15 protein-coding genes and 5 tRNA genes are annotated in these 18458 nt (G+C 38.9%); 1 reads left to right on the top strand and 19 read right to left on the bottom strand.

Annotated features, from left to right (window positions below; translation table 11 throughout):
• Positions 1-286 precede the first annotated feature (286 nt).
• The gene (locus tag G504_RS0117035; protein WP_019671407.1) at positions 287-1876 is read left to right on the top strand and encodes a peptide chain release factor 3; all 1590 of its coding nucleotides are present in this window, start codon (positions 287-289) and stop codon (positions 1874-1876) included.
• Between the two features lie 64 nt (positions 1877-1940).
• Here G504_RS0117035 and G504_RS0117030 read toward each other — a convergent pair whose 3' ends face one another.
• From G504_RS0117030 to G504_RS0116940, 19 genes are all read right to left on the bottom strand, one after another.
• Entirely contained in the window at positions 1941-2252 is a 312-nt protein-coding gene (locus G504_RS0117030) for a DUF3467 domain-containing protein (protein ID WP_019671406.1), read from the bottom strand.
• A gap of 69 nt (positions 2253-2321) precedes the next feature.
• On the bottom strand, positions 2322-6620 hold the full coding sequence (rpoC, locus tag G504_RS0117025) for a DNA-directed RNA polymerase subunit beta' (protein ID WP_019671405.1): 4299 nt from the start codon (positions 6618-6620) through the stop codon (positions 2322-2324).
• A gap of 42 nt (positions 6621-6662) precedes the next feature.
• Positions 6663-10472 carry a DNA-directed RNA polymerase subunit beta gene (gene rpoB, locus G504_RS0117020; protein ID WP_019671404.1) on the bottom strand — a complete coding sequence of 1270 codons (3810 nt, stop codon included), beginning with the start codon at positions 10470-10472 and terminating at the stop codon, positions 6663-6665.
• A 137-nt stretch (positions 10473-10609) separates the two neighbouring features.
• Positions 10610-10993: a 50S ribosomal protein L7/L12 gene (rplL, locus tag G504_RS0117015; protein WP_019671403.1), complete on the bottom strand. Its 384-nt coding sequence runs from the start codon at positions 10991-10993 to the stop codon at positions 10610-10612.
• A gap of 54 nt (positions 10994-11047) precedes the next feature.
• Positions 11048-11563, bottom strand: a complete 516-nt coding sequence (rplJ, locus tag G504_RS0117010; RefSeq protein ID WP_019671402.1) for a 50S ribosomal protein L10 — start codon at positions 11561-11563, stop codon at positions 11048-11050.
• 18 nt (positions 11564-11581) lie between these two features.
• The gene (gene rplA, locus G504_RS0117005) at positions 11582-12271 is read right to left on the bottom strand and encodes a 50S ribosomal protein L1 (RefSeq protein WP_019671401.1); all 690 of its coding nucleotides are present in this window, start codon (positions 12269-12271) and stop codon (positions 11582-11584) included.
• 24 nt (positions 12272-12295) lie between these two features.
• Positions 12296-12733, bottom strand: coding sequence for a 50S ribosomal protein L11 (rplK, locus tag G504_RS0117000; protein WP_019671400.1), 438 nt, complete (start codon positions 12731-12733; stop codon positions 12296-12298).
• Between the two features lie 69 nt (positions 12734-12802).
• On the bottom strand, positions 12803-13354 hold the full coding sequence (gene nusG, locus G504_RS0116995; protein ID WP_019671399.1) for a transcription termination/antitermination protein NusG: 552 nt from the start codon (positions 13352-13354) through the stop codon (positions 12803-12805).
• Between the two features lie 11 nt (positions 13355-13365).
• Positions 13366-13554: a preprotein translocase subunit SecE gene (gene secE, locus G504_RS0116990; protein WP_019671398.1), complete on the bottom strand. Its 189-nt coding sequence runs from the start codon at positions 13552-13554 to the stop codon at positions 13366-13368.
• A 106-nt stretch (positions 13555-13660) separates the two neighbouring features.
• Positions 13661-13733 (bottom strand) — tRNA-Trp (locus tag G504_RS0116985).
• Positions 13734-13798: 65 nt separating this feature from the next.
• Positions 13799-14986 (bottom strand): elongation factor Tu, encoded by a 1188-nt coding sequence (tuf, locus tag G504_RS0116980; RefSeq protein WP_019671397.1) that lies wholly within the window; start codon positions 14984-14986, stop codon positions 13799-13801.
• A 61-nt stretch (positions 14987-15047) separates the two neighbouring features.
• Positions 15048-15119, bottom strand: a tRNA-Thr gene (locus G504_RS0116975).
• An 84-nt stretch (positions 15120-15203) separates the two neighbouring features.
• Positions 15204-15276, bottom strand: a tRNA-Gly gene (locus G504_RS0116970).
• A 135-nt stretch (positions 15277-15411) separates the two neighbouring features.
• Positions 15412-15493: transfer RNA gene (locus tag G504_RS0116965), tRNA-Tyr, on the bottom strand.
• 23 nt (positions 15494-15516) lie between these two features.
• Positions 15517-15590, bottom strand: a tRNA-Thr gene (locus G504_RS0116960).
• A gap of 86 nt (positions 15591-15676) precedes the next feature.
• Positions 15677-15994: a ribosome hibernation-promoting factor, HPF/YfiA family gene (gene hpf / locus G504_RS0116955; protein ID WP_019671396.1), complete on the bottom strand. Its 318-nt coding sequence runs from the start codon at positions 15992-15994 to the stop codon at positions 15677-15679.
• 46 nt (positions 15995-16040) lie between these two features.
• Positions 16041-16931 (bottom strand): tyrosine-type recombinase/integrase, encoded by an 891-nt coding sequence (locus G504_RS0116950; protein WP_019671395.1) that lies wholly within the window; start codon positions 16929-16931, stop codon positions 16041-16043.
• Positions 16932-17019: 88 nt separating this feature from the next.
• Positions 17020-17214: a 30S ribosomal protein S21 gene (rpsU, locus tag G504_RS0116945; protein ID WP_019671394.1), complete on the bottom strand. Its 195-nt coding sequence runs from the start codon at positions 17212-17214 to the stop codon at positions 17020-17022.
• A gap of 70 nt (positions 17215-17284) precedes the next feature.
• Positions 17285-18424, bottom strand: coding sequence for an acyl-CoA dehydrogenase family protein (locus G504_RS0116940; protein WP_026348657.1), 1140 nt, complete (start codon positions 18422-18424; stop codon positions 17285-17287).
• Positions 18425-18458 lie beyond the last annotated feature (34 nt).

The following is an 18458-nucleotide window of genomic DNA, read 5'->3' as shown; positions in this document are numbered from 1 at the left end:
CTTAAGTTAACAAATATCTTTAAATAACCTCAAAACTCGTTAAACGTCAAATATCCCTGATCTAATTGGCGGTATGCCGGGTAATAAAAAGCCTCTAAAATTTCTGAAAGATTCATAAAACGAAGATTCTTAGCCGTTAATCGATGCAAGAGCTGAAATCAATAAAAATGCGAGACATAATCTAGATGGGATGCATGCTATTTGATGAATTGGAAGTGAATCTATAAAAACCCGCCTATTCGTAAAGAGTTATTTTATTTGCCGTATTTTTGCACAAATTTTTGCGGTGAATTTTATAAAAGAAATAGAAAAAAGAAGAACATTTGGGATTATTTCTCACCCCGATGCAGGTAAAACCACGCTTACTGAAAAATTACTGCTATTTGGGGGTGCCATTCAGGAAGCCGGAGCTGTTAAAAATAATAAGATAAAAAAAGCAGCAACCAGCGATTTCATGGAAATTGAGCGCCAGCGTGGAATTTCTGTAGCTACCTCTGTGCTGGCATTCCTGTACAAGGATAAAAAAATTAATATTCTTGATACACCAGGACATAAGGACTTTGCCGAAGACACTTTTAGAACTCTTACCGCGGTAGATAGTGTAATTGTTGTTATAGATGTTGCCAAAGGAGTGGAAGAACAGACCAAAAAATTGGTTGAAGTCTGCAGAATGCGAAACATTCCCATGATAGTGTTCATAAATAAACTGGATAGAGAAGGAAAGGACGCTTTTGACCTTTTGGATGAAGTAGAGCAGGAATTGGGACTAACCGTTACCCCACTGAGTTTTCCTATTGGGATGGGTTATGATTTTAAGGGCATTTATAATATTTACGAGAAAAACATCAATCTTTTTAGTGGAGATAGCAAAAAAAACATATCAGATGTAATTGCATTTGATGACATAAGCAGTCCTGAACTGGAGAATTATATTGGGGTATCGGCTGCTGAAACCTTGAGGGACAATATGGAGTTGGTAACCGGGGTCTATCCCCCTTTTGACAAACAAAAATATCTGGAGGGCGCTCTTCAACCTGTTTTTTTTGGTTCGGCATTGAATAATTTTGGAGTAAAAGAACTTCTGGATTGTTTTATTGAAATAGCTCCGTATCCAACATCAAAGATGGCTGAGGAACGGTTGGTTAAGGCAAATGAAAAAGAGCTTTCGGGTTTTGTATTTAAAATTCACGCAAATATGGATCCCAAACACAGGGATCGCCTGGCGTTTGTAAAAATTGTCTCAGGTATATTTGAACGCAACAAACCGTATTTGCATGTCCGGCTTAATAAAACTTTAAAGTTTTCAAGTCCAAATGCCTTCTTCGCAGAGAAAAAGGAAATTGTAGACAAGTCTTATCCCGGGGATATAGTAGGATTGCATGATACCGGCAACTTTAAAATAGGTGATACTCTGACTGAAGGTGAAATTCTTCATTATAAAGGTATCCCCAACTTTTCTCCAGAACATTTCAGGTATATTAACAATGCTGATCCGATGAAATCCAAACAATTGAACAAGGGAATCGACCAGTTAATGGATGAAGGTGTAGCACAGTTATTTACCCTGGAACTTAATGGCCGGAAAGTTATAGGCACTGTAGGTGCCCTGCAATACGAGGTAATTCAATACAGATTGGAGCATGAGTATGGTGCTAAATGCACCTATGAAAATTTTCCTGTTCACAAAGCGTGCTGGGTAGATCCTGAAGATCCTAATAATCATGAGTTTAAAGAATTTGTTAGAGTGAAACAGAAATTCCTGGCTAAGGATAAGCGCGGGCAATTAGTCTTTCTGGCTGATTCCTCATTTTCATTACAAATGACACAACAGAAGTATCCTACTGTAAAACTGCATTTTACTTCAGAATTTGAATAAACTCAGAATGCGCTTATCACTAAAAATCAAAAACCCCTGAATTATATAATTCAGGGGTTTTTGATTAAGCCTCTCCGGTTGGTCCAAAATTCAATGGAATCGGAGGTTGTTCGTAATCTTTAATAGCACCGTGAGCCTTTTCAAAACGACTTACATTGTCATTCAGGGCCTTTAAAAATTTCTTGGCGTGCTGCGGAGTCAGCACAATCCTGCTCTTCACCTTTGCCTTTGGTGCCCCGGGCATCATACTTATAAAATCTACAACAAATTCTGAAACCGAGTGATTGATTATAGCCAAATTCGAATAGATTCCTTCAGCTATTTTTTCATCCAGCTCAATATTTATCTGTTGTTGTTTCTTGCTTTTTTCTTCCATTATTCACTTCAAAAAATAATCAATATCATAAACAAAAACCCTCAATTAGAAAATTGAGGGTTAATGATTTTAAAACTTCAATTCTTCTTTGCGTGCCATTATTTCATCGTATTCCTCTTTTGAACCTACGATGATATTTTCATAATCCCTCATACCGGTACCGGCTGGAATTTTATGGCCTACAATGACATTTTCTTTCAATCCTTCCAGATAATCTATTTTACCGCTTACTGCAGCTTCATTTAAAACCTTTGTTGTTTCCTGGAACGATGCCGCGGAAATAAACGATTTGGTCTGTAATGATGCCCGGGTAATCCCCTGCAAAATTGGTGTAGCTGTTGCTGAGACTGCATCCCTGGCGGTAACCAAAGTCTTATCTGCACGCTTTAAGATTGAATTCTCATCTCTCAGTTCGCGAGCGGTTATAATCTGGCCTGCCTTAAGGTTTTCTGATTCCCCTGCATCCTCAACTACTTTCTTACCAAAAATTTCATCATTTTCTTTGATAAAGTCATCTTTGTGAACCAACTGATTTTCAAGGAAAGTGGTATCTCCGGAATCCTGAATTCGAACTTTTCGCATCATCTGGCGAACAACAACTTCAAAATGCTTATCATTAATCTTAACACCCTGAAGACGGTAAACTTCCTGTACTTCATTTACAAGATACTGTTGTACCGCAGACGGTCCTTTAATGGCAAGAATATCTTCAGGTGTTATTGAACCATCGGATAAGGGCATACCAGCCCTCACATAGTCGTTTTCCTGAACTAATATCTGGTTGGAAAGTTTTACCAAATATTTCTTAATCTCACCAAGCTTGGATTCAATGATAATCTCTCTGTTTCCTCTTTTGATCTTACCAAAAGAAACAACTCCGTCTATTTCTGTTACAACTGCAGGATTAGAAGGGTTACGAGCTTCAAAAAGTTCGGTTACCCTTGGCAAACCTCCTGTGATATCACCAGCTTTGGCTGATTTACGAGGAATTTTCACCAAAATTTTGCCTTCTTTAATCTTATCGTTGTCATCCACCATTAAGTGGGAGCCAACCGGAAGGTTATAAGAACGCAAAACTTCATCCTTGGCATTTTTTATCAATAAGGTAGGAATCAACTTTTTATTTCTGGATTCAGAAATTACCTTCTCCTGGAAACCTGTTTGTTCATCAATCTCTACCTGATACGTAATTCCCTGCTCAATATTCTCATAGGCAATCTTACCGGGAAATTCTGAAACTATGACTCCGTTGTAAGGATCCCACTGACATATGATATCCTCCTTAGAAATCTTACTGCCATTCTTTACAAAGATTTGAGAACCATAAGGTATATTGTTTGTACTAAGTGTAATTCCGGTCTTGGCATCAACAACTTTGATCTCTGAAGTTCTTGAAATTACTATATCCGCAACTTTACCTTCGGCATTCTCACCTTTGACGATTCGCAAATCTTCAATTTCTGCAACGCCATCAAATTTTGCTACAAGTTTACTCTCCTCTGAAATGTTACCTGCTATACCTCCAACGTGGAATGTACGCAATGTAAGCTGCGTTCCGGGCTCTCCAATAGACTGCGCTGCCACGACGCCAACTGCTTCACCGCGTTGTACCATTTTATTGGTAGAAAGGTTTCTTCCATAACATTTGGCACATATTCCCTTTTCAGCTTCACAAGTAAGTGCAGAACGAACTTCTACTTTATCTATTGGCGAAGCCTCAATTTTCCTGACATCGCTTTCCATTATCTGCTGTCCTGCTGTCAATAATTGTTCTTCAGTCAAAGGGTTATACACGTCATGTAAAGAAACTCTGCCTAATATGCGTTCTCCGAGAGTTTCAACGACTTCTTCATTTTTCTTTAAAGATTGAACCTCAATTCCTCTAAGCGTTCCGCAATCCTCAATATTCACTATAACGTCCTGCGAAACGTCAACCAGTCGCCTGGTAAGATATCCTGCATCGGCTGTTTTAAGAGCTGTATCCGCAAGTCCTTTACGAGCACCGTGTGTAGAGATAAAGTATTCCAAAATAGATAATCCCTCTTTAAAGTTGGAAAGAATCGGGTTTTCTATAATCTCACCCCCACCTGCAGTAGATTTCTTAGGCTTAGCCATTAATCCACGCATTCCGGTTAACTGTCTAATCTGTTCTTTTGATCCCCTGGCACCAGAATCCAACATCATATAAACCGAGTTAAATCCTTGTTGATCTTCCCGGATTCGCTTCATTGCCAACTCTGTTAACATGGCATTTGTTGAAGTCCAGACATCAATTACCTGATTGTAACGTTCATTATTGGTGATAAGGCCCATATTATAATTCATCATGATAGCATCTACCTGTTCATTGGCATCTGCAATCATGTCGTGCTTTTCCTGCGGAATTATAATATCTCCAAGGCTAAATGACAATCCTCCTTTAAAGGCAAATTCATAACCCATGGTCTTTATCAAATCAAGGAAAGAAGCTGTTGTGGGCACATCCGTTACCGCAAGAATCTTTCCGATAATATCTCGTAAAGATTTCTTGTTGAGTACATCATTAATATATCCCGCTTCTTCCGGAACAACCCTATTAAAAAGTACTCTACCAACTGTAGTTGGGATAATCTGATTTACTAATTCTCCTTCCTCGTTGAAATCTTTAGCTCTAACCTTAATTCCGGCATTCAGCTCTACTTTTCCTTCATTGAATGCAATTACTACTTCTTCATAGGAGTAAAAAGTAAGGCCTTCTCCCTTAACGGGTACTTCCTTCGTAGATTTGCGTTCTTTGGTCATATAATATAACCCCAGGACCATATCCTGTGAAGGCACGGTAATAGGTGATCCATTTGCAGGATTTAATATATTGTGAGAAGCCAGCATTAAAAGTTGTGATTCCAATATAGCTTCAGGACCCAAAGGCAGATGCACCGCCATCTGATCCCCATCAAAATCCGCATTAAACGCCGTACAAACAAGAGGGTGTAAACGAATTGCCTTCCCTTCAATCAGTTTGGGTTGAAACGCCTGTATGCCTAATCTGTGTAATGTAGGAGCCCTGTTAAGCAAGACTGGATGTCCTTTTAGGACGTTTTCTAAAATGTCCCAAACTACCGGTTCCTTTTTATCAATTATCTTTTTGGCTGATTTCACAGTTTTAACAATACCTCTTTCGATCAACTTTCTGATTACAAAAGGTTTGTATAGTTCAGCAGCCATATCTTTTGGCAGCCCGCATTCGTACAAGTTCATTTCCGGTCCAACAACAATCACGGAACGAGCAGAATAATCTACCCTTTTACCCAATAAGTTTTGACGAAAACGCCCTTGTTTTCCTTTTAAGGAATCCGAAAGCGATTTTAAAGGTCTGTTAGATTCAGTTTTTACTGCTGACGCTTTACGTGTATTATCAAAAAGAGAATCAACCGATTCCTGAAGCATTCGTTTCTCATTTCTTAGGATAACTTCAGGTGCTTTAATTTCCATTAATCGCTTTAAACGATTATTCCTTATAATTACACGCCTGTACAGGTCATTCAAATCAGAAGTCGCAAACCTGCCACCATCCAGGGGAACCAATGGACGTAGCTCCGGCGGGATAACCGGAATTACCTTCATGATCATCCATTCGGGTTTGTTATCTCTGTTATCCTGAGATTCTCTGAGTGCTTCAACCACCTGAAGTCTTTTTAAGGCTTCCGTTTTACGTTGTTTTGAAGTCTCGGTATTGGCTTTATGTCTTAAATCATAGGATAATTGTTTCAAATCAATTCGTGCCAGGAGATCAATAAGGCATTCTGCTCCCATTTTGGCAATAAATTTATTCGGATCTGAATCTTCCAAATACTGATTTTCCGGTGGAATAGAATCAAGGATATTTAAATACTCTTCTTCTGTAAGAAAATCTAATTTTTGAATTTCCTCTCCATCAGGTCCCTGAGCAATGCCGGGTTGAATTACCACATAACGCTCATAATAAATTATCATATCCAGCTTCTTGGAAGGCAATCCAAGGAGATATCCAATTTTGTTTGGAAGGGAACGGAAGTACCAAATATGCGCAACAGGTACTACTAAGTTTATATGCCCTACCCTGTCGCGACGAACTTTCTTTTCCGTTACTTCAACGCCACATCTGTCGCAAACAATTCCTCTGTATCGGATACGCTTGTATTTTCCACAAGCACATTCATAATCCTTTACCGGACCAAAAATACGTTCGCAGAACAATCCATCGCGTTCTGGTTTATGAGTTCTATAATTAATAGTTTCGGGTTTTAAAACCTCACCACGGGATTCTCCTAAAATTGATTCAGGAGAAGCCAATCCAATTGAAATTTTATCAAACCTTTTTATTGCGGTATTATCTTTTATTCTAGCCATTATAATATGGTGATGGTAAATTTATTATATCTAAAAAAACTATTATTCTTCAAGCCTAATATCCAAACCTAATCCCTTAAGTTCGTGCATTAAAACATTGAAAGATTCTGGCAAGCCAGGTTCAGGCATGGTTTCGCCTTTTACAATTGATTCGTAGGTTTTGGCTCGTCCAATCACGTCATCAGATTTTACAGTCAAAATCTCACGAAGGGTAGCAGATGCGCCATATGCCTCCAGGGCCCAAACCTCCATTTCTCCGAAACGTTGTCCACCAAATTGTGCTTTACCTCCTAAAGGCTGCTGTGTAATCAACGAGTATGGTCCAATGGAACGTGCATGCATTTTGTCATCCACCATATGTCCTAATTTTAACATATAGATTATACCTACCGTTGCGGCCTGGTCGAAGCGTTGGCCAGTTCCTCCGTCATAGAGATACGTATGGCCAAATCTTGGAATCCCGGCTTCATCTGTAAATTCGTTAATCTCATCAAGAGTCGCACCATCAAAAATTGGGGTGGCAAATTTCTTACCAAGATTTTGACCTGCCCATCCAAGAACGGTTTCATAAATCTGACCAATATTCATACGGGATGGTACACCTAATGGATTCAATACAATATCTACAGGGGTTCCATCTTCCAGGAACGGCATATCTTCATGTCTTACAATACGGGCAACAATACCTTTGTTACCATGACGCCCGGCCATTTTATCTCCTACCTTAAGTTTACGTTTTTTAGCGATATAAACTTTGGCAAGCTTCATAATACCTGCTGGTAATTCATCTCCAACAGATATGGTAAACTTATCTCTTCTAAGGTTACCCTGAAGATCGTTCAACTTAATCTTATAGTTGTGAAGCAGGTCGGCTACCAAAACATTTGTGCTCTTATCCGTAGTCCAGCTGCCCCCTACAAGGTGGGCAAAATCATCTACTGAATTAAGCATCTTCATGGTATACTTTTTACCCTTTGGTAAAACCTCTTCACCAAGATCATTTAATACTCCCTGAGAAGTTTTCCCATTGATAAGTTTAAACAATTTCTCTACCAGGATATCTTTAAGTTCCTGGAATTTCACTTCATATTCCAGTTCCAGGCTAGAAATTGCTTCCTTGTCTTCAGAACGTTTGCGCTTATCTTTAATAGATCGGGAGAACAACTTTTTATCAATAACAACTCCGCGTAATGAAGGTGAAGCTTTTAAAGATGCATCTTTTACATCCCCTGCTTTATCTCCAAAAATTGCGCGAAGCAGTTTTTCTTCCGGAGTGGGATCCGATTCGCCTTTTGGTGTAATCTTACCAATAAGAATATCCCCTGGTTTTACTTCCGCACCTATTCGTATCATCCCATATTCATCAAGGTCTTTGGTAGCCTCTTCAGAAACATTAGGAATATCATTGGTTAGTTCTTCCGCTCCTAACTTTGTATCTCTAACTTCAAGAGCATATTCATCTATGTGTATTGAAGTAAAGATATCCTCGCGGACAACTTTTTCAGAAATTACAATTGCATCTTCAAAGTTATACCCTTTCCAAGGCATAAAAGCAACTTTAAGGTTTCTACCCAAGGCCAATTCACCGCCTTCTGTAGCATATCCCTCGCAAAGTACCTGTCCTTTTTTAACCTTATCGCCCTTTTGAACAATTGGTTTAAGATTAATGCTGGTACCCTGGTTGGTTTTTCTGAATTTAACCAATTCATAAGTCTTGGAATCTTCTTCAAAACTTACCAGTTTCTCATTCTCGCTGCGTTTGTAATTAATAGTGATCTTTTTAGAATCTACATATTCAATCACTCCATCGCCTTCTGCATTTATAAGAACTCTTGAGTCTGATGCAACTTGTCTTTCCAATCCTGTACCCACAATAGGAGATTGTGGCTTCAATAAAGGAACAGCCTGGCGCATCATGTTAGAACCCATCAAAGCCCTGTTTGCATCATCATGTTCAAGGAATGGAATTAATGAAGCCGATATAGATGCAATCTGGTTAGGTGCAACGTCTGTATAATTGACTTCTTTGGGATCAACAACCGGAAAATCTCCTTCTTCCCGTGCAATAACTTTTTCCTGATCTATTGCCCCGTTATCCTTGAGTGGAATATTGGCCTGAGATATTTTCATGCCTTCTTCTTCTTCCGCACTCAGGTATACAAAATCTTTTGTGTCTACTTTTCCATTATCAACCTTGCGATATGGTGTTTCCAAGAATCCCATTGGGTTTACTTTGGCAAATACTGCGAGAGATGAAATAAGTCCAATATTCGGGCCTTCCGGAGTTTCAATCGGACAAAGCCTTCCGTAATGTGTGTAATGTACGTCACGGACTTCAAATCCAGCACGTTCTCTGGAAAGTCCCCCTGGTCCAAGTGCAGATAATCTTCTCTTGTGCGTAATTTCGGCAAGAGGATTCGTCTGATCCATGAACTGCGATAGCTGGTTTGTTCCAAAGAATGAATTTATCACAGAAGACAAGGTTTTGGCATTTATAAGGTCAATTGGCGTAAATACCTCATTGTCTCTTACGTTCATCCTTTCACGGATAGTTCGTGCCATTCGGGCCAAACCAACACCAAATTGCGATGACAATTGCTCCCCTACAGTTCTCACACGCCTGTTGGAAAGGTGGTCTATATCATCAATTTCTGCTTTCGAATTGATAAGTTCAATCAAATACTTGATAATAGTAATGATATCTTCCTTGGTAAGAACCTGCTTGTCCATACCAATGTCCAGACCAAGTTTTTTGTTCATTCTATAACGACCAACTTCACCCAGATTATAACGTTGATCAGAGAAAAACAATTTATCAATTATCCCACGGGCTGTTTCTTCATCTGGCGGTTCAGCATTTCGCAGCTGACGATAAATATGTTCAACGGCTTCCTTTTCGGAATTAGTAGGATCTTTTTGCAAAGTATTATGAATAATTGCATAATCACTTTGGGCATTGTTCTCTTTGTGAAGCAAAATGGTTTTGACATCTGCTTCCATAATTTCATCAATGTGTTCTTTTTCAAGTACGGTATCACGATCGAGTACTATTTCATTTCTCTCAATAGAAACAACTTCCCCTGTGTCTTCATCAACAAAATCCTCATGCCAGGTATTAAGCACCCTTGCTGCAAGTTTGCGTCCCAGGTATTTTTTCAACCCGGTTTTTGAAACTTTTACTTCTTCGGAGAGGTCAAAAATCTCCAGAATATCTTTATCCCTTTCAAAACCTATTGCTCTGAATAAGGTTGTGACCGGTAATTTTTTCTTTCTGTCAATGTAGGCATACATGACGCTATTGATATCCGTAGCAAATTCTATCCAGGATCCCTTAAATGGAATTACCCTGGCGGAATACAATTTAGTACCGTTTGCATGGAAAGATTGACCAAAGAAAACCCCTGGCGAACGATGCAATTGTGAAACAACTACGCGCTCCGCCCCATTAATAACGAATGTACCACTGGGCGTCATATAAGGAATAGTGCCCAAATAAACATCCTGAACAATAGTTTCAAAATCTTCGTGTTCCGGATCGGTACAATAAAGTTTTAAGCGCGCTTTTAAAGGTACGCTATACGTAAGGCCTCTTTCTATGCACTCCTGGATGGAATACCTGGGTGGGTCTATAAAGTAATCAAGAAACTCGAGTACAAATTGATTTCTTGTGTCAGTTATTGGAAAGTTTTCCATGAAGGTGTTGTACAAACCCTCATTGCCCCTTTCGTCAGATTTTGTTTCAAGTTGAAAAAAATCTTGAAATGATTTAATCTGAATGTCCAAGAAATCCGGATAGTTCGGAATGTTCTTAGCGGATGCGAAGTTTACTCTTTCAGTCTGTTTTGTGAACATCAATGGACAATATTTTGAACGTGAATATCTAAATTGGGTCGTATATTACATCATATACTAAATATTATATAAAAGGGTTTAGGTCTAGCCACCAAACAGGCGGAAAGACCTAAACCAAAACCGTATGGTTGTTGCTATTATTTAAGCTCAACTTCTGCTCCAGCTTCTTCCAATGATTTTTTGATTCCTTCAGCTTCGTCTTTAGACACACCTTCTTTTACTGCTTTCGGTGCACTATCAACGATATCTTTAGCATCTTTTAATCCCAGGCCAGTTAATTCTTTTACCAATTTAACTACTGCCAGTTTAGAGCCTCCAGCTGCTGTTAAAACAACATCAAATTCTGTTTTTTCTTCAGCGGCCTCGGCTTCACCTCCTGCGGCGGCGCCACCTGCAGCAACTGCAACAGCAGCAGCAGCGGGCTCTATGCCATACTCTTCTTTTAATATATCAGCTAACTCATTTACTTCTTTTACAGTCAGGTTAACCAATTGTTCTGCGAAATCTTTTAAATCTGCCATTTTTCTATCGTTTAATGAAATTCTTAAATTATTCTAGTTTTTAGTGCGTATTAGTTATTTTTCAGATAATGTTTTCAGGATACCTGCCAGTTTTCCACCTCCGGATTTCAATCCAGAAATAACATTCTTGGCCGGGGATTGTAACAGAGCAATAATATCGCCTATTACTTCCTCCTTTGATTTAATATTAACCAAAGTATCCAAATTCTCGTCACCTACATAAATTGCTTCTTCTACAAAAGCGCCTTTTAATAAAGGTTTGTCTGATTTTTTTCTAAAACTTTTAATAAGCTTAGCCGGCCCGTTACCAGTTTCTGAAAACATTAAAGAAGTATTTCCCTTTAACGTTTCAGGCAACTCTCCGAATTCTTTTTCAGACGCTTCCATTGCCTTTGCCAGTAAAGTATTCTTTACTACAGACAATTTTATATTTGCTTTAAAACAAGCTCTTCTTAATGCTGAGGTTGCCAATGCATCCAGTCCGGAAATATCTGCCAAATAAATCGTCGAATTATCAGCTAACTGAGCCGTCAAATCTTCAATAACGATTGCTTTTTCTTCTTTTGTCATGATTTTAAACGTTTACAGTTATACTGCTTTTGGATCTAATTGGAGACTAGGACTCATTGTACTGGACATATATATACTTTTCATATATATACCTTTTGCAGCAGCCGGTTTTAACTTATTTAAAGTATCCAGCAATTCCTGGGCATTACCGGCTATTTTATCGGCGGAAAAGGAAGCCTTTCCTATGGCCGCGTGTACTATACCCGATTTGTCTACTTTAAAATCTATCTTACCTGCCTTCACATCTGATACTGCCTTAGCCACATCCATGGTTACTGTACCTGTTTTTGGATTGGGCATTAATCCTCTGGGACCTAAAACTCGTCCTAAAGGCCCTAATTTACCCATGACACTTGGCATTGTGATGATTACATCTACGTCTGTCCAACCGCCCTTTATTTTATCCAAATACTCATCTAATCCAACAAAATCTGCTCCGGCTTCTTTCGCTTCGGCTTCTTTATCTGGTGTTACCAAAGCAAGGACCTTTACATCTTTACCGGTACCATGAGGCAATGTCACAACACCACGCACCATTTGATTGGCTTTACGCGGATCTACTCCTAACCTAACTGCGAGATCGATGCTGGCATCAAACTTCGTTTTGGTTATTTCTTTTACAAGCGCAGAAGCTTCTTCAATTGAATAGAGTTTGTCTTTCTCTATTTTGGCATAGGCTTCTTTTTGCTTTCTAGTTAATTTTGCCATGTTAAAAATTGCTTTTAAGATTTTTTAAAAAGGTCTTTTTCCTGAAACTTTCAATCCCATAGATCTGGCAGTACCTGCCACCATGGACATTGCGGATTCAACAGTAAAAGCATTGAGGTCAACCATTTTGTCCTCTGCAATACTTTTTACCTGGTCCCAGGAAACATTCCCTGATTTTACTCGGTTAGGTTCGCCAGATCCTTTCTTAATCTTAGCCGCTTCCAAAAGTTGCACTGCCGCCGGTGGTGTTTTAACAACAAAATCAAATGACTTGTCCTTATATACGGTGATAACAACAGGCAGAATTTTGCCTTGTTTGTCCTGTGTACGAGCATTAAACTGCTTACAGAACTCCATTATGTTAACGCCGGCAGCACCTAAAGCGGGTCCAACCGGTGGCGACGGATTCGCAACACCTCCCCTAACTTGTAGTTTAACTACTTTACTTACTTCTTTTGCCATTGTTTAAAATTAAATTTAAAGCGTGTTATAATTTGGAAGCAACACAACTTTTATATATGTAACAATTTTCTATACTTTTTCTACCTGCATGTAACTTAATTCCAATGGTGTTTTTCTGCCAAAAATTTTCACCATTACTTCCAGTTTTCTCTTTTCTTCATTAATTTTTTCAACTGTGCCATTAAATCCATTAAATGGTCCATCTATGACCTTAACAGTCTCCCCGATAACAAAAGGAATTGCAACACTGTCGGTACTTACAGCTAATTCGTCTACTTTCCCTAACATGCGGTTTACTTCAGACTTTCTCAATGGAACAGGATCTCCTCCTTTTGTCTCACCTAAAAAGCCAATTACATTTGTTATGGAGCGGATAATATGAATCATTTCTCCACCCAAATTGGCTTTGATCATTATATAACCCGGAAAATAAACCCGCTCTTTGTTTATCTTTTTTCCATTTCTTATCTGAACCACTTTCTCAGTTGGCACCAATACTTCTTCCAGATAATCAGCAAATCCATGGCGTTCCACTTCACTTTCTATATAGCCTTTGATCTTATTCTCCTGACCACTGACTGCTCTTACTACATACCATTTCTTTTCTAATACTTCAGACATAGGTCTCAAACTTAATTTATTAAGGCGTTAAAATAAAATTGGATAAGTTTACTAAATACGGTATCCACACCCCAGGTTGCCAAAGCAAACAATATAGAAAACACAGCCACTATAACCATGAGGTTTGATGATTCTGCCCTCGATGGTAATGTAACATTATGTCTTAATTCTTCTATGGACTCCTTTATATAAGTTAACATACCTCTTATTTTAATCCTTTAAATGCAATTATAAGCTCTATTATTCAGCTACTTAACCAGACCATTACTTAAGGTCCTTATCTCCTCAATCTTAACTCCTTGTCTGCACGGGAGGAGAGGCTCGAACTCCCGACACCTGGTTTTGGAGACCAGTGCTCTACCAACTGAGCTACACCCGTTTATATTTACACTGAAAGGTATCCCGCCAAAACGGGACACCCTTAGTGCAAAAATTATATAGTGATTAATCTAAAATCTTAGTTACCTGACCAGCACCTACAGTTCTGCCTCCTTCTCGGATAGCAAATCGTAGTCCTTCGCTTAGAGCGATAGGCTGGATAAGGTCTACAGTAATAGTTAAGTTATCACCAGGCATTACCATTTCAACACCACTTGGAAGGCTTATTGTTCCTGTAACATCCGTTGTTCTAACATAGAATTGTGGACGATAGTTATTGTGAAATGGAGTGTGACGACCACCTTCTTCTTTTTTAAGGATATAAACCTCAGCCTCGAATTTTGCGTGCGGCTTAACAGAACCTGGCTTACAAATAACCATACCTCTGCTAATTTGAGATTTTTCAATACCCCTTAATAAAATACCAACGTTATCACCTGCTTCTCCTCTGTCCAAAATTTTACGGAACATCTCAACCCCGGTAATAGTAGAGGTTAATTTTTCAGCACCCATACCAATGATTTCAACAGGGTCTCCTGTATTGGCTATTCCTGTTTCTATACGTCCTGTTGCAACAGTACCCCTACCTGTAATAGTAAACACATCTTCAACAGGCATTAAGAAATCCTTTTCAACATCTCTTTTTGGCAATTCAATCCATTCATCAACAGCAGTCATTAATTCCATAACTGTATCTACCCACTTTTGCTCACCATTTAAGGCACCCAAAGCTGAACCTGAGATAACAGGACCATTGTCACCGTCGTACTCATAGAAAGAAAGAAGTTCTCTCACTTCCATTTCAACAAGTTCCAAAAGCTCATCATCATCAACCATGTCTACTTTGTTCAGGAAAACAACGATTCTGGGAATACCTACCTGACGTCCCAATAAGATATGCTCTCTGGTTTGAGGCATTGGACCATCTGTAGCTGCAACCACCAAAATTGCTCCGTCCATTTGCGCTGCACCTGTTACCATGTTCTTAACATAATCCGCGTGACCAGGACAATCAACGTGAGCGTAGTGACGATTCGCCGTTGAGTATTCAACGTGAGAAGTATTAATTGTAATACCTCGTTCCTTTTCTTCCGGAGCGTTATCGATTGAATCGAAACTTCTCATTTCGGATAATCCTGCGTTTGCCAAAACAGATGTAATAGCAGCAGTTAATGTAGTTTTACCGTGATCAACGTGTCCAATAGTACCAATATTTAAGTGCGGTTTGGAACGATCAAAAGTTTCCTTTGCCATTTTGAATGAATTTAATCTTAGTTTATATTAGTGTATAATAATTAATGCCTAACTTATTTTGAGCCAACGACGGGAATTGAACCCGTGACCTCTTCCTTACCAAGGAAACGCTCTACCCCTGAGCTACGTCGGCTTTTGGGTCTTCAGGTTTTGTATTTTGACAATAAGGTTAAAATTAACCCCGATCATAATAGCAAACGTTAACTCAATTTCTTTGAGCGGGAGACCGGGTTCGAACCGGCGACATTCAGCTTGGAAGGCTGACGCTCTACCAACTGAGCTACTCCCGCAATTATAATTTTCAAAATTTCAACAATCCCGCTATAATATTTTAGCTCAAAACTGCAATTATTTCCAGATTGCAACTTTTTCCGGTCCCGGAATACCAAGGGCATTTTCATAAAACTGCTCTCAATAACCTGTTGTGGGGAGAGCAGGATTCGAACCTGCGAAGGTAAAACCAACAGATTTACAGTCTGTCCTCGTTGGCCGCTTGAGTATCTCCCCCTCCTTGTTTTTATGAACTTACGAGCCGATGGAGGGACTCGAACCCACGACCTGCTGATTACAAATCAGCTGCTCTAGCCAGCTGAGCTACATCGGCCTTTTAAAGCCTTTTAAAGCATAAAAAAGTCCGCTATTTCTAACGGACTGCAAATGTAGATAATTATTTTTTTAATCAAAACAATTTTACAAAAATTTTAAAGAGGTCTGGAACCTTGGTTTTTTCTTCTTTTTAACCAATTTTCTCTCCAGAGAATTGCATGCCGAATCAATCGCTTCTTCAAAAGTTTTGCATTGCTTTTTTACTACGAACTTATCCTTTGGAATATACAGTTTGATTTCTACAATTTTATTTTCCTTAACGCTGGTATTTTCAACCTTTAAATATACATCCGAAGTGACAACCCTGTCATAAAAAAGCTCGAGTTTGTCTAAACGAGATTGAACAAAATCTAGAAGCCTGGCGTCAGCATTAAAGTTGACAGCTTGCGCATTTACCTTCATAAGCAGCGTGTTTTAGATTAAACAATAGAAAAGAACATAACCCAATTTATTTCTTACTCCTTGGATGAGCAGACGCATGTACTTTCTTCAATTCGGCTATACTATTATGTGTGTAAACCTGAGTTGAAGCCAAACTGGCATGACCTAACAATTCCTTCACCGAGTTTAAATCTGCCCCTTTATTGAGAAGGTGAGTTGCGAAGGTATGCCTGAGTATATGCGGACTCTTTTTAACTTTGGAAGAGACCTTACTAAAATACCCATTAATAATTCTATATACAAGTGTTTCATAAATTTTAACCCCCGATTTGGCAAGAAATACAAAGTCCATTTCCTTAATGGACTCTAACTTCATTCTCTCATCCAAATAAATTTTAAACAAATTTATTGTCGGGTCCAGGAGCGGAACAATTCGTTCCTTGTTTCTCTTTCCCAGTACCTTCATTGTTTTTTGAGACAGCTCGATATCCTTTAATCTGAGATTGATTAGCTCTGCCCGCCTTATTCCTGTGGTGTAAAGTAATTCTATGATCAACCTGTCCCTGTATCCTTCAAATCCATCTTCAAAATGAACCTGTTGTAAAAGCAATTCCATTTCCTTTTCAGAAAAAGGTACTTCAATTTTTGCAGGAGTTTTTAGAGCCTTGTGCTTAGCCAAAGGATTAACCCGGATATTCTCAGTTTTCAACAAAAACTTATAATAAGCTTTTAATGAAGCTATTTTTCGGTTTACAGATCGGTTAGATAAACCCTGAGTGACCATCTGAACTACCCACCCTCTTATTAAATTATACTCAACCTGCTCTATTTCCTTTAAATCGTACTCCTTAATACAAAAGTTTGCAAACCCCTGAATATCTTTTTCATAGGCCTTCACCGTATTAGGTGAATAGTTCTTCTCATAAGTAAGATAGGATATAAAAGCAGCTAAAGACATATCACAAAGTTACCTTTAGTTATTTTCATAAAAAAATCCCGTCGTGATAGTTATCACAACGGGATTATGTAATGCTATAAGCTTTGTATTATATTTCTTCCTGGTCCCTTAGGCCCTGAATATACTGTGCTTTCTGTATTTGTTGTCGTCTTTCAACTGAAGGTTTGGTAAACTGCTGGCGTTTTCTCAACTGACGCATGGTACCCGTACGATCGAACTTTCGCTTAAAACGCTTTAAAGCTCTGTCTATATTTTCTCCTTCTTTTACTGGTATTATCAACATAGGCTACAACCTCCTTTCTTTAAATATTTTCGAGTGCAAATATAGAATGAATAAATTAAATGGTAACAAATTATTTTAAAATATTCTTCGCTATAACTACTTTTTGTATTTCAGTAGTACCTTCTCCTATTGTACAAAGCTTGGAATCCCTGTAGAATTTTTCTACCGGAAAATCCTTGGTATATCCATAACCCCCATGAATTTGAACAGCTTCATTGGCTACTTTAACACATACCTCAGAGGCATACATTTTGGCCATTGCACTCATTTTAGTCATTTGGCGACCCTCATTTTTCAAAAATGCGGCCTTATGAATTAATAATTCAGAGGCTTCTATTTCTGTAGCCATGTCCGCCAGTTTAAATGAAATTCCCTGAAATGAACTAATAGGCTTGCCGAATTGCACACGTTCCTTGGAATACTTTACAGCAGCTTCATAGGCGCCTTTGGCTATCCCAAGAGATAAGGCCCCAATTGATATCCGACCCCCGTCTAAAACTTTCATGGATTGTACAAAGCCGTCCCCAACTTCACCAAGTCTCTGGCAATCAGGTATCCGGCAATTATTCATAATTAATTCAGCCGTCTCACTGGCACGCATGCCTAATTTATCCTCTTTCTTCCCACTGGAAAAGCCCGATGTCCCTTTTTCAATAACAAAAGCTGTCATCCCATGACTATCACCTTTCTCTCCTGTTCTTGCAATAACCACGGCGATATCTCCACTAATACCATGAGTTATAAAATTCTTTGCCCCGTTCAGAATCCAATCATCCCCATCTTTGACAGCCGTTGTACTCATCCCTCCGGCATCTGAACCCGTGTTATGTTCTGTTAGGCCCCAGGCACCAATCCACTCGCCAGTAGCGAGCTTCGGAATCCACTTTTGTTTTTGCGCATCGTTTGCAAAAGATAAAATATGATTCGTACATAATGAATTATGAGCAGCTATAGAAAGTCCAATTGATGGATCGACTTTTGAAATCTCTTCTATGATGGCAATATATTCATGATAGCCCAAACCCGCTCCACCTAAATCATGAGGCACCAATACGCCCATAAAACCATATTTCCCGGCCTTTTTTAAAAGATCAGCAGGAAAAAACTGAGCCTCGTCCCACTCCATGATGTGCGGCCTGATATACTGTTCAGCAAATTTCCTTGCAGACTCGGCTACATGGTGTTGCGTCTCAGAATAATCAAAACTAATAATGGGCACTGTATCTGTAGTCATTATTGCAATT

It is taken from the genome of Eudoraea adriatica DSM 19308 (genome assembly GCF_000382125.1).
Taxonomy (GTDB): Bacteria; Bacteroidota; Bacteroidia; order Flavobacteriales; family Flavobacteriaceae; genus Eudoraea; species Eudoraea adriatica.
Note: the sequence above shows the minus strand (reverse complement) of the source record. Positions and strands in the feature narration are given on the sequence as shown.

Excerpts from the sequence above, each read along its gene's own strand:
- G504_RS0117030 (WP_019671406.1), bottom strand. The coding sequence starts at position 2,252 with ATGGAAGAAAAAAGCAAGAAACAACAACAGATAAATATTGAGCTGGAT.
- rpoC (WP_019671405.1), bottom strand. The coding sequence starts at position 6,620 with ATGGCTAGAATAAAAGATAATACCGCAATAAAAAGGTTTGATAAAATT.
- rpoB (WP_019671404.1), bottom strand. The coding sequence starts at position 10,472 with ATGTTCACAAAACAGACTGAAAGAGTAAACTTCGCATCCGCTAAGAAC.
- rplL (WP_019671403.1), bottom strand. The coding sequence starts at position 10,993 with ATGGCAGATTTAAAAGATTTCGCAGAACAATTGGTTAACCTGACTGTA.
- rplJ (WP_019671402.1), bottom strand. The coding sequence starts at position 11,563 with ATGACAAAAGAAGAAAAAGCAATCGTTATTGAAGATTTGACGGCTCAG.
- rplA (WP_019671401.1), bottom strand. The coding sequence starts at position 12,271 with ATGGCAAAATTAACTAGAAAGCAAAAAGAAGCCTATGCCAAAATAGAG.
- rplK (WP_019671400.1), bottom strand. The coding sequence starts at position 12,733 with ATGGCAAAAGAAGTAAGTAAAGTAGTTAAACTACAAGTTAGGGGAGGT.
- nusG (WP_019671399.1), bottom strand. The coding sequence starts at position 13,354 with ATGTCTGAAGTATTAGAAAAGAAATGGTATGTAGTAAGAGCAGTCAGT.
- secE (WP_019671398.1), bottom strand. The coding sequence starts at position 13,554 with ATGTTAACTTATATAAAGGAGTCCATAGAAGAATTAAGACATAATGTT.
- tuf (WP_019671397.1), bottom strand. The coding sequence starts at position 14,986 with ATGGCAAAGGAAACTTTTGATCGTTCCAAACCGCACTTAAATATTGGT.
- hpf (WP_019671396.1), bottom strand. The coding sequence starts at position 15,994 with ATGAAGGTAAATGCGCAAGCTGTCAACTTTAATGCTGACGCCAGGCTT.
- G504_RS0116950 (WP_019671395.1), bottom strand. The coding sequence starts at position 16,931 with ATGTCTTTAGCTGCTTTTATATCCTATCTTACTTATGAGAAGAACTAT.
- rpsU (WP_019671394.1), bottom strand. The coding sequence starts at position 17,214 with ATGTTGATAATACCAGTAAAAGAAGGAGAAAATATAGACAGAGCTTTA.